The organism is Bacillus sp. AR4-2, assembly GCF_008274865.1.
Taxonomy (GTDB): domain Bacteria; phylum Bacillota; class Bacilli; order Bacillales; family Bacillaceae_G; genus Bacillus_A; species Bacillus_A cereus.
Window position 1 is genome coordinate 3,341,132 of the sequence record NZ_CP031062.1, and the last position, 12,595, is coordinate 3,353,726.

Sequence of the window (12,595 nt, forward strand, 5' to 3'; positions counted from 1 at the left end):
CCCCTATTTAAAATAGCCTTTTCATTTTCTTGTTAACCTGAGTAATTTATATACCTCTTTTAATCTATTACACTCCTCCATTTAAATATACAGGTGAGTTCTCGTTCAAAGAATAAAGTGAAACTTTAATCTGCCCGATTCCCACCTAACTTCTTTGCTTTCATTGAATTTTTGGGCGGGAGTCTTACTCCCCAAAAATAGTGGGATATATTATGCAATATTGCATTTGATAATCATTTTCACTGTAACTATAATGATTACAGGGTTACTATTAATCCAATATTCTATATGGAGGTTTTATTATGTTTAAAAAAATTATTGTATCTTCTATGGCGCTTACTATGTTCGGTGGAGCTGCAACTATGCTAGAGGCACCTACTGCTCAAGCAGCTTCTTATAACTCAACGTCATCCTCTTACTTTGATGTCACTCCTGAAGAGGCCGTGGCTTTCTATCAATCTCAAGACTATAAAAAATTAAAAGTATTTTTGGATGACTTTGAAGCTAGAAACCCTTATACTCCAGGTGGAGGCTACGCTCAAGGGAGTGTACGTATGCAAAAATTCAACGATGCTCTTAGAGATGCCAAATTAACAAATGTCTACCAAGAATTTATTAGAATCTCATACTACAATCATTATCCAGAACCAAAATAATAACAACGGATTAAATGTTTATTATTTCTATAACTTAGCCTAATTTTAAATGTATAACCTAAAAATAATTACTAAAACCACTCATATAAGGGTGGTTTTTCTATTTCCCCATATAATTTAGCGGAATGTTACATCATCTTTATTTTAATATGTTTTATAGTAGACATTCTCTAGTTGACACAATCTAGTAGGTTAGCAATGGGAATATCAAAATATATTTATAATTATTTTCTGTTTAATAGCAAAAAACGAACACCCTCTCACAATTAGATAAGGTGCTCGTTTTCATTTTTATCGGTAATTCTCAATTCATTTTAGCTTCTTTCCAATAAGCAAAGATTAAATTAATTTAAAAACAAAGCGTTTTAAATTTAATTCATAGATCTTACTGAAACTTGGAATTGCCCCTTAGAACCATCATCATTTGAAACGTAAATTTTATATGTTCCATTCGGTAATGGAGATACAGCATTCCGTACATTTGTAACATTAATTTGTTGTTCTCCAGGTTTTATATAACCACCAACAATTAGCTCTGTATTTGGACCTTTTACACTATATCCCATTGTATTTTGACCATTATTTTTCATAGAGAAGCTTAAGTCAGCACTCCCATCATATACGAAAGAAGTTACAGCCTCGCCACTATAATCCATTGTTTGGGTTAATAATAAGTCTGCAGAAACATGTTCAACTACATGAATTGGATCGTTCGTTTTGTGTACTTCTTCAGCATAAGTATTATTCCCTAACACACCAAGTGTTAATGCTGAAACTACTCCACAACTAAGCACTAGTTTATTTAACTTCATTTTAAGTTCCCCCTTGATGTTTGTATTCTATTACCATCATACATCCTTTTTTAAGTGCGTTTTTATGTAATAATTCATATCTATAAACCTATATATTTTAACTTTCCGCCTTAATAGTTATTGAGAAAGCCACATAGATAAAGCTACAATATTACACTTCATAAAAAACATGTAAATTTTAAAATCTTTTTCTAACAAAGTTTTCTACGATTAAGTACCAAAATACTCAAATAAATAGCATTTCTATTTCAGATAAAATGTACTAATAAAATTTTTCTAAAATTTCACTTTGTAATTTGATATATTCCATGTTAATATAACGAAGGCTACAAAACAGGAGTCACCACGCATATCATTTTCACAGAATATTCATACTTAAAAAACCTTATTTTATCAGTAACTCAATCCCAATTTTACCTATACAAAAGTTAGTTTATAATTTCATATATACATAAATTTAAATAGATTTTTTATCTATTATTTTTTCTATTTTCCTTATCAATTTTAATACGAGTAATATAACAGCACTTTTCAAGTACCCTTCCTTTTTTAGATAAAAAGTCTACTAATACTAAACATCTATGTCCAACTCATACATAATTCTACTTACAAACTATCGGAGATGCAAAACTATGGGAATTTCTACTCTTTTATTAAATACCTTTATTATAATAATTTGTATCCTTAGCTATCACGTATTTTGGCTAGAGTTTAAAGAAAAAATAACATGTAATAATATGTTATTTTCTATCCTTTCCTCCATTGCTATTATTTTTTGTATGACTTTTCCTTTTCATTTACATGTGGGATTTATTTATGATTTACGTTTTATTCCTATAATATTAGTTTTTCTATATGGAAATACAAAAAACATTGTTTTTATAGGGATTTTATATCTTTCTTACCGGTTTTACTTAGGCGGAAATGGCGTTCTTCCATCATTTATTATCTTTACTATCATTTCTGTTATAACAATGCTCTTTCGTTACTTATTACCTATGTATTTTAAAGAAAAAAAGATATTATTAAGCTTACTTCTTATTTTAGTATGTACAGCTTCCCTTTCTATTTGCGGTATTGTAACTCAAATAAATACAGGAGGTAAAATAGACTCTACTCTCATAGAATTTTTATTAAATTATATAATCATTAATATTTTCACAGTATTATTATCAGTTTATTTTATAGAGGAAATGATTGAGAAATATAAAATGAAAGAAAAACTGCAACGGGCTGAAAAATTTTATATAGCTAGCGAACTAGCAGCGTCAATTGCACACGAAATCCACAATCCACTAACCACGGTACATGGATTCACTCAATTATTAAATGAAAAACATGCCTCTAAGCTATCTCAGGATCAATACTTAGAAATCATGTTAATTGAAATGCAGCAAATACAATCTACTATTAATAACTATTTATCTTTAACCAAACCACAGAATACCCTAAAAGAAAAAATAGATATTAATCACATTTTAAATCAGGTGAAAGATACTATTTCACCACTCGCTTTATCATACAAAGTTGAAATCAAACAAAATAGTACAGATTCCTTTTATATAAATGGGGACCCCGAAAAATTCAAACTCTGTCTAAACAACATCATCCAAAACGGAATTGAGGCTATGAAAAATGGTGGATTATTACAAATAAATATACAAAAAGTAAAAGGAAATATCATAATTGATATTATTGATTCAGGAATTGGGATGTCATCTCAACAAATAAAACGAATTGCTTTGCCATTCTATTCAACAACAGAAAAAGGAACTGGGCTTGGTACTATGATTGCTTATAGTATTATTAGAGAATTAAACGGAGATATAGAAATAGAGAGTGAATTAGGTAAAGGGACACGCTTTTCTATTAGTATCCCTTGCTAATGTGATAACAATTTTCTGTTTAGTTAATTACATAAATGAATTTTAAGAATCCCGCTAGCTAGCTTATTTATTAATTATCTTAAATTCATATGCGTTAATTAAATATAATAAGGATCAGAGCTTATCTATTGTTACAGATACACTCTGATCCTTTAGTTTAACTACATTAAACGCACTTAATATTTATAACTTTTCTTACATCGTGATGAAATACTAGTTCATCGATTTTATCTCATTTACTGATTAGATTTGTTTAATGTAAATATAATATCTCGCGACACTTAATTTGTTATTATCACTAGTGATATTTCCTGCAGTTGTTTTTTCATTAAAGTACAGACCTTTTTCCATTCATTGAAAAAGACAACTCCCCTTTTACTACTTTACTTCCACCGTATAATTCCCTGTCCCCCCGCCATACTGATACACATGTAAATAATACTTCCCTGGATACGTGTAGTAGCTACCTACTAATTTATTCCCTTGTTGCTGAGCATACGTAACATAATTATTTAAATCTGCTTCAGAATAAAGTACCCAGTTCATTCCAATATTATTTTCATTCGTTACGTTAATTTGAAGGTTTTTAGCAGTTTCCACATTAATTTCAAAGAAATCACTTGTATCGCCATTTCCTAAACTAGCACGTAAGACTTGATTTAACTGCAGTTTGTTTGCTGTTTGGAATGAGTTATTCGGTTCTTTTTCTACACTGTTATCTTCTTTCTTTTGAACAGCTACAGTCGCTGTAGCAGTATTAGTTGCTCCTTTATCGTCTGTTACTGTTAATTTAGCCGTATACGTTCCTTCTTTTGTATATACGTGAGTTGGATTTTGCTCATTACTTACTGCTCCATCACCAAACTCCCATTTATATGAAATAATTTTCCCATCTTCATCTTTTGATCCGTTGCTTGTAAATGAAATTGCTTCATTTACATTTCCACTATACGGACCGTTTATAACCGCAACTGGTGCTTTATTCTCTGCCCCTTCTTCCGTATTAATACCATGGAACACAACATCATATTCAAATTGTCCTGGTGCATTCACGCGATAATTTACGAAGTATGCTGTTACTGTTTTATAGCCTGTCCATTCCTTTGCACTTAAACGTTTTAACGTATCATTAACGTTTTGTGTAATTGTTTTCCAATCTTCATATTCTCCTTTTGCTGCAGTTCCTGTATATGTTCCTTGTAGTGTGAATGTATTAAAGAACTGTGATTTATTTTTCTTCACTGATACATTTTTCAATTTTGCTTCCGCTGTTATTTCTGCTGCAATATCTGAAACTGGCTTCGATGCATGATTCGCTAAATAATCGTCTGATACTAATGGCACATTATATTTCTCACGATTATCAACTAACATTTGCATATAGTCTTGATATTCTTTATTTAAATTCGCATCTTTACTTAATGTAGAGCGATATGCATCATATGCTGTTACATCATTTTTCCTAATAAGATCATGTATTTTATCAAACATATCATATCTCTTATTGTACATATACGATTGTAAAGCAAAGGAATAATTATAGAAATCCCACGTTCCATACTTTGCATTTAACGTTCGCTCTGCCGTATAACGCTCTGCTGGGTTTGAAGATAACCCTCCTATAATACTCTTTCTCGGTACAACATTATCCGTTCTCGTTGCCCCTGCAAAAAATTCAGCATTTCCTTCTTCAAACCAAGATAATCTTTCATTTTCATATATTTTTCCTTGTCCCCATAACCCTGGTACTTCATATCTACCTTGTAAATAATGCGTGAACTCGTGCCGGAATAATTCTTCTAAACTATAAATACTTTCTTCTGGCGTACGCTCATAAGTAAAGAACGTACCTGTTCCTTCTATATAAAGACCACCGTTATTCGTTTCATATCCGTACAATTGACGATTAAATTGATATTCCGCTGGGCTATTATAAATAACCATCGTTAATACATCATCAGGATTTCCTTTTTCTAAAGGTTGATCACTTTCAACCGTACGATGGAATTGTGCCTTCACTTCTTTTGCCGCCCAATATAAACGTTTTACTTTTTCTTCTGTCACTTTATCTCCAGCTTTTAAAACAATTGTCCCATCATCAAACGTATACGTTTTTGGCAAATATTTTTTCTTTCCATCTTCTCTTATTTGATCTAAATTCACCACTTTACCATTTGCATCTTTCCCGCCATAATTCGTTGCAATTTGCTCAGCAGCTACGAAATATTGCTCCCCTAAATATGGATATATTTTCATCGCATCTGTTACAACTTGTAACCCTTTCGTTCCTGTACTATGGAACGTACCGAGTCTACCTGTATAATAAATGCCATTATTAATAAGCCAACCGGTTTTTGCTGTAATCGTTCCCATTAATGCAAAACGACTTAATTCATTAATATAACTATCTATTTTCTGATACCATACTGTATCTTTCGGTGCTTTCCTCGTATCGTACAAATACGATTGAATATCATAATCAACACCTTGCATAATATCGTAAATAGCATTTCCAGCTGAAAGATTATCTACTAATGTAGAAAAATTATCATTATATTGTTTAAAAATCTTTGCAGCTGATGTTATCGTTTCCACATCACTCGAAGCGTTTCCTATTAACTTTCCGTATGATGATACCACTCTATTTTGCTCTAATGTACCCAGCTTGAAATTTGAATTGTTAGCTATCGCTTTTAATGCAGGTAAGCATTTATCATGATAACTCCGTTCATTTAATTTACTAAGTTCCGAATTATAAAATCCTAAATAAAATCCTGAACGTAATACCTCCACTAATGTCTCAATCCCTTTTGAATCATCCTTCGTATAGGCTTGTCCTTGCTGCTTCAATTTATCAATAATCGCCTGCATCCTACTATCATTTTGATAGAATGCTAGACTGTCTGTATTAAACTGAAATAGCCCCGTAATTTGCTCCCAATCAATTGTTACAAGTAAATCTACTAACTGCTGATTGCTTAATTGATTTAATTCAGCAATTGTATAAGTTTTCGCTACAGCTAATTGCTTACTTTCTTTTTTCACCTCAGGTGGTCTTTGTGATAAATCGGCAAATTGTAGCCTTTTCTCAAAAGACTTGCTTTCGAGCACTTTCGATGAATGAGCTAATTCTTGTACTGGTAGTTGTACACCGACTGGCTCCATTTTGAGCACATTTCGATAAGAAACTTGCTCTCCCTTAGTATCTTCTGCCAAACTTCCCCCTTGAAAACTCCCTAACATTAAACTAGCAAAACTTACCCCTACTAACATTTTCTTTGAATAGCCTTTCATGCTCTCCCCTACCTTACATTTTTAGTGTCCCGCTCCATTATTTTACTATTTTTACTTTTTGTCCTGTATTGAGAAAAAATAAGGTAACGTTCACACATGTATCCATTCCATGTAAAATTAACGCTTGACTTTCCGTGCATTTTATATCAAAAAAAGATAGATAATAGCAAAATTTCTGCTACATCTATCCTCGTTTTCAACACTATGATTTTAACTTTATAAACGTAACTTCCGGTAATGTTTGCATATGCTGAATAAACTCATTCTTTTCTTCTGACGATATATTTTTCAGTTGCATTCCTACCTTATAAACAGTTTCTGTACCTTGCTGTGAAGCTTCCACCTCATATGAGAGTATTGGGATGCCTTTCACTTGTAGTGTTTCTAATATTTGTTGTATCGCTTCATGTTTATTTACAAACATTTGCACTGTTATATTTTGTGGAAATAAAAATTGCACCTTAAAAATACGACTTACAATTTCTAAACCAATTAAAACGAGAATCGTCGCTCCAATGCCTACTACATACATTCCCGCTCCAATTGCTAATCCTATACCGGCAGTAGCCCATAAACCAGCCGCGGTCGTTAATCCTTTCACCGCCTGCTTTTGAATAATAATTGTGCCTGCACCTAAAAAACCAACTCCACTAACGACTTGTGCTGCAATACGACTTGGGTCTAGAGACATATGCTCTTCAAACACAATATCTGAAAAGGCATATTTCGAAACAACCATTATTAACGCACTTCCTACCGCTACGAGGAAATGAGTCTTTAATCCAGCTTCTTTCGATCGAATTTCTCTTTCAATACCAATCATTGCTCCTAACAAGCCAGCAACACCGATTCGTATAATAAAATCAAAATCTACACTCACGGGCACTTCCCCCTTTCATTCATTATAGATAGATAAAACAAAAAATATCACAAACATCCATTTATCAACATGAAGGAATACCACTAAAATACACTTAATACTCCGGCCGTTTTATGTTAATATTTAAAATATTAACATAAAATAAATAACTTCTAATTTTAAACCTTCACTAATTTTCTAAAAAATAAAAGGTGAATTACATGAAATTAGGTTGAGAAACTTCGGAAAACGCTTTCATTTTGTATCATAATTTTTTATAAATACTACATAAACAAAGGAGCTTACTAACAATGAACGTCTCGTTACTTACACCTACTACTGATTTACAAGAAGAATACTTAGATTTCTATAACGAATGGAAAGATAGCGGTGAAACAATGATCCCGTGGGTTATCTCAAAAAATCCTGCTAACTTCCCAGCTATGGTTCAAGAACTTCTCGATGCGCATAACGGAATAAATACCCCTGAAACTTGGGTACCAGATTCTACATATTGGCTCGTTACAAATAATAATAGAATTGTCGGAGCTGTTAATATACGTCATAGTTTAACTGAACATCTATTTAACGCTGGCGGTCATATCGGTTATGGCATTCGCCCTTCTGAAAGAAGAAAAGGTTATGCTACGAAATTACTAGCATTATCATTAGAAAAAACGAAGGAATTAGACATCACGAAAGTACTTGTCGTTTGCGACGCAGTGAATACCGCTTCTGAAAAAACGATTTTACATAACGGCGGGCTTCGTGATCATGATTTCACTGAGGAAGATGGGAATGTAGTAAGAAGATATTGGATTGAGCTATGAATGATCACAAATAAGCGAGAAAGTGATTATACACTTTCTCGCTTATTTTACACTGCTTCTATTTCAAATTGTACTGTAATACCGCTTGGATCTACCACCACAAACCCATTTGTAGTTTCATTTATTTCATGTTGTTTTTCTATTAATCTTTCTTTCACTTCATCTAACGCCTCTTTATACGGTAGTACAATCGTATACACCTTTAGCCCAGTTGCATGTACTGGTGGGTGTGGATTGTTTACTCCGTTCCACGTATTTGCACCAATATGGTGATGATATCCCCCTGCTGAAATAAATAAGCAATCCTCTTCACGCTGTTGTACTTCAAAACCTACTGTTTCCACATAAAATTCATGTGATTTCTCTACATCAGCTATTCGTAAATGTACGTGCCCAACGACAGTATTAGCAGGCAAACCATCAAACTCATAATCAACAAGTGTTGCCAATTCTTTTAAATCAAGTGGTGTACTTCCTCCTGGCCCTTCTCCCCATTGATCACGCGGACGGTCTGCATAAATTTCAATACCATTCCCCTCTAAATCTTGCAAATAAAAAGCTTCGCTATATGTATGATCACTTGCACTATTAAACCTTGAAATTGGTAAAATTTCATTTGAATATGTATAACGCCCTTCTTGCTCATCCGGGCTGTCAATTACATTTTTATTACGAAGAACCCCAAATAGCGCAGAAGCAAAAGCTTCACGAGTCGGAACTAAAAAGGCTACATGATATATACCAGTCGTACGCGGTTCTTGCAGTACCCCGTCCTCTAACCTTTCAAGAACAAGTAACGCGTTCTTTCCACCTTTTCCAGATAAATATGCTTTATTCCCCTCTTGCTTAATTACCTCTAATCCTACAACATTCTCATAAAAAGCAATTTGACGCTCTAAATCTTTCACTTTAAATTCAACATGGCCAATACGTGTTTTCGGATGAATTTTTACCATGAATAACTTCATCTCCTTATCCCTATATTTTCCCATTACATATAACCGTTACTATGAAGGATACAACTAAAATCATCCTATGTAAATAAGAAAAGTCAGAATTCACATGCATTTTTATTTTCATAATAAAAATGCCACCTTTTCTAACTTTTAGAAAAGGTGGCATTTTAACTCTTATCTCATTTTATGTACTTCAGCAACTAGCTTTCCACCCTGAATGCCCATATAAAGCTTCACAGGTGCATCATTCGTATTTTCAAATACTAAATCTAAATATGGATATGCAATTGTAGCATCTCTTCCTTGTGGAACATAACCTACCGTTTTAGAATGTGTAGTTCTCTCCACCATTTTCAGGCCAGCTTGATCTGCTGCATTGTATAAAGTTGAAGATGTTTGACAAACACCACCGCCATATCCATCTACTAATTTACCATCAACTATTTCTTTCCCTAATTGATATCCTTTATCTGGTGTTGTATCACCGATTAATGAATTAAAAGAGAAACGGTCTCCTTTTGCTAACACAACTCCATTTATGCTCGCTGCTGACAAACGAATATTCTCAATACGGCCACCTGTTGAACCACCTAAGTTCGTTTCATATCTACCAATTACCGTACCATTTCCTTGCGCATCACTTAATGTTGCGACTGGTTTTTTCTCCACGATCGGCAACTGATACGTAGCATCCCACATACCAACATTTAACAATTTATCTACTAATTCTTTTTCCATTAATTCATAAGAAGGTTTTCCTTCTTGCCAACTTCCATCAGGTGCTATACGTGAAGGAACCATTTTTTTGTCGACGCTTTTTCCAACCTCACCAACAACCTTTGTTACAGACTTTTTAAATTTCGCTTCATCTTCAAAATAGCCTAAACTAGATAAATCTAATTTTTTCACTTCAGTACCAGTTCGACCATCAACTAAACTAATAGTATCCTGCACTTCTGCTTTAGCCTCTACAGTATGCCCACCAATATCACTTACCAATGCAACATCACTTACTTTTGCACCACAGCCACTCATTATAGCTACACATAACACCCCAACCAATATACCCTTTACTTTACGGAACAATATACTCTCTCCCTTTCCCCAACATCACTATTATGTATTTATTTCATTTTTATGTATGTTTTGTTACAATCATTTTACAATATGTTTATAAAATGTTACAAGTTATTTTTCACTCTATATAAATTACTCTTTTCTTTTATAAATGTCTATACATATTTACATAAAAGTTTGAGTTTGATAGAATTGTAACTTTTATGTAAACTCTCTCTTTTATCCAGTATATACCATTAAGCAAAAGAAATACAAATCAAAAACCCTCAAGCTATTTTTTATAAAGTGAAACTGTAATCAGCGGGGGTTTTACGGGCATCCCGACCTTCTTTGTTTCTGCTGAATTTTGACATGAGGGTCTTATTGCCCAGCAAATAGCGGGATAAAGAGAAATCCCGTCAACATAAATAGGTATTTGCCGTGCCACCACTCCGCTTTTGCACATACATTATGGTGAATTCAACCTATTTTAAAGAAATGGAGGATGTTATTATGTATCCCTACAATCCATATGATCCATATAATCAATATGCGTACCAACAACCACAGTATGACTTACAAACACAATATCAATCTTATATAGATCAAGCAGAGCACACGAATCCATATGACCAAAATAGACAATTCCAACTTCCAATCTCTTTTCCTGGCACTGGAAATCGTCAATTAGAAAGACGCGTAAATGAGCTTGAACAAAGAGTTCGTCAACTAGAAAATACAGTTGAGCGCCATACACGTAGACTAAACCGCTTAAACCAACGTTTACGCACAGTAGAAAACAGACTAAACATTCCATTCGCAGCATTAGAAGACGGATTTTAATCGAGAAAATAAAGATTATATAAAGGAAGGGGCTTCCCCTTCCTTATATAAATTGACGAAAGTTTTTTCCATCTCTATACTGATAAGAGTTAATGAAATGAAACAAGGTGATAAATATGGATTTTGAAATAAATTATCTTTCCTTTTATGTTGTACAAGTAGAAGGAAAAGGTGAAGCAGTTGATAAACGCTACAAACATTTTCAAACTTTAGACGCTGAAGAATATGAAGATAGTTCCTTAAAAGAATTTTTGAATGGTGAGTTATTAAAAATATCGAAGCGAAAAGTAGAACGTCATGCAAAAACAGAACAAGCCCCAACAAAAATTGGTCGCTTTATTGTAGAAGAAGGGCACGAACTTGATTCAAACCCTCATTACAACCTTTTTAATCGTATTCGCTTTGCAGAAACAAAAGAAAACTTTAAAGATATGAGCGAACCTCTCGTTTATACATATCTTGACACAAGCGCTGTACGTGGTGGTGTATTTTTAATTGCTCAGGCAAAACTACGCAAATACTTTGATGATCCATTCGTATTCGTAATGAAATGCGACTTTGAACCAAAGGTTGCTTCTATTTCTGATGAATCAACACTGATTCGTAACGTTGAAATGGCCATCACAACAAAGAATATGAAATCTATCCAATATCCGTACATGCCTGAAGAAGGTATGGTTGAAGTAGGCGAACTAAAAATACACCAAGCATCACATGCCCGCTACTTTGAAGACTTCTTAAAATTCGTCGAATACGAACGCTCTATGCCTGAAATTATGAAAACACAAGTAATGGACATGGTATACGACCAAATTGAAGATGTATTTGAAGAAGGTACGGAAGAACGCGAACAATTCGACCAAGCGATGGAAGTATGGGCTGCCAGTCCGAAACGCGAAATTATGGAACAATTTTCAACCGAAGAAGTAATGGAAGCAACTGCTCAAATCGTCGAGCATGCTCCTGAAGTCGAATTAAAACTAAAAGCAGATCATATCTCTGTGAAGGCCCTGCTTGCTGATTTCGGGGATCAAATACATATTGCGAAGGTAAATGATCGATATGTACTTATGATTGAAGCAGACACACTTACATTTGAAAAAGGCTTCTCTCCTATTGAGTTTCTGAAGCCAGATGAGCTGCAAGATGTGATTGAGCGGATTGAGAATAAGCAGCAGTATTCGTTTGATCCGAGCGGTATTGAATAAAGTGAAACTTTAATCAGTGGGGTTTTGTTCATCCCCCACTAATTATTAACCCTCACCAATCGGGCTTTTACGGGATAAATACTTCCATATAACTGTTGTTACTGGGCGCTTTTAATAAGCGCTCTTTTGTTTATATTAAAAACCGATTCTACTAAGAATCGATTTTTCTGCTTTATAATAAAACATGTTTATTTT

General features: G+C 33.6%; 10 protein-coding genes. 5 read left to right on the top strand and 5 right to left on the bottom strand.

Features of this window, described 5'->3' with window-relative positions; all coding sequences use genetic code 11:
* Positions 1-302: 302 nt before the first annotated feature.
* A complete protein-coding gene (locus DN399_RS17195) occupies positions 303-656 on the top strand; it encodes a hypothetical protein (protein ID WP_000473483.1) in 354 nt (117 codons plus the stop codon).
* Positions 657-1,027: 371 nt separating this feature from the next.
* Here the strand turns inward: DN399_RS17195 and DN399_RS17200 are convergent, their stop codons facing one another.
* Positions 1,028-1,468: a hypothetical protein gene (locus tag DN399_RS17200; protein ID WP_000773520.1), complete on the bottom strand. Its 441-nt coding sequence runs from the start codon at positions 1,466-1,468 to the stop codon at positions 1,028-1,030.
* A gap of 632 nt (positions 1,469-2,100) precedes the next feature.
* On the opposite strand from DN399_RS17200, the gene DN399_RS17205 reads away from it, so the two are divergent.
* Positions 2,101-3,354 carry a sensor histidine kinase gene (locus DN399_RS17205; protein WP_000513016.1) on the top strand — a complete coding sequence of 418 codons (1,254 nt, stop codon included), beginning with the start codon at positions 2,101-2,103 and terminating at the stop codon, positions 3,352-3,354.
* A gap of 378 nt (positions 3,355-3,732) precedes the next feature.
* On the opposite strand, the gene colA is transcribed toward DN399_RS17205, so the two are convergent.
* Together colA and DN399_RS17215 are read right to left on the bottom strand one after the other, a co-directional pair.
* A complete protein-coding gene (colA, locus tag DN399_RS17210; protein ID WP_149149856.1) occupies positions 3,733-6,648 on the bottom strand; it encodes a collagenase ColA in 2,916 nt (971 codons plus the stop codon).
* Positions 6,649-6,850: 202 nt separating this feature from the next.
* The gene (locus DN399_RS17215; protein WP_000109719.1) at positions 6,851-7,528 is read right to left on the bottom strand and encodes an MgtC/SapB family protein; all 678 of its coding nucleotides are present in this window, start codon (positions 7,526-7,528) and stop codon (positions 6,851-6,853) included.
* A gap of 290 nt (positions 7,529-7,818) precedes the next feature.
* Between DN399_RS17215 and DN399_RS17220 the strand changes: the two genes are divergently transcribed.
* Complete coding sequence (locus DN399_RS17220) at positions 7,819-8,337, top strand: GNAT family N-acetyltransferase (RefSeq protein WP_149149857.1); 519 nt, start codon at positions 7,819-7,821, stop codon at positions 8,335-8,337.
* 47 nt (positions 8,338-8,384) lie between these two features.
* Here the strand turns inward: DN399_RS17220 and DN399_RS17225 are convergent, their stop codons facing one another.
* Together DN399_RS17225 and DN399_RS17230 are read right to left on the bottom strand one after the other, a co-directional pair.
* On the bottom strand, positions 8,385-9,329 hold the full coding sequence (locus tag DN399_RS17225; RefSeq protein ID WP_002024552.1) for a VOC family protein: 945 nt from the start codon (positions 9,327-9,329) through the stop codon (positions 8,385-8,387).
* A 138-nt stretch (positions 9,330-9,467) separates the two neighbouring features.
* Positions 9,468-10,379 (bottom strand): VanW family protein, encoded by a 912-nt coding sequence (locus DN399_RS17230; RefSeq protein WP_000488973.1) that lies wholly within the window; start codon positions 10,377-10,379, stop codon positions 9,468-9,470.
* 483 nt (positions 10,380-10,862) lie between these two features.
* Between DN399_RS17230 and DN399_RS17235 the strand changes: the two genes are divergently transcribed.
* Both DN399_RS17235 and DN399_RS17240 read left to right on the top strand, forming a co-directional pair.
* On the top strand, positions 10,863-11,192 hold the full coding sequence (locus DN399_RS17235) for a hypothetical protein (RefSeq protein ID WP_000283715.1): 330 nt from the start codon (positions 10,863-10,865) through the stop codon (positions 11,190-11,192).
* A gap of 116 nt (positions 11,193-11,308) precedes the next feature.
* Positions 11,309-12,400 carry a DUF3900 domain-containing protein gene (locus tag DN399_RS17240; protein ID WP_000345046.1) on the top strand — a complete coding sequence of 364 codons (1,092 nt, stop codon included), beginning with the start codon at positions 11,309-11,311 and terminating at the stop codon, positions 12,398-12,400.
* Positions 12,401-12,595: the final 195 nt, after the last annotated feature.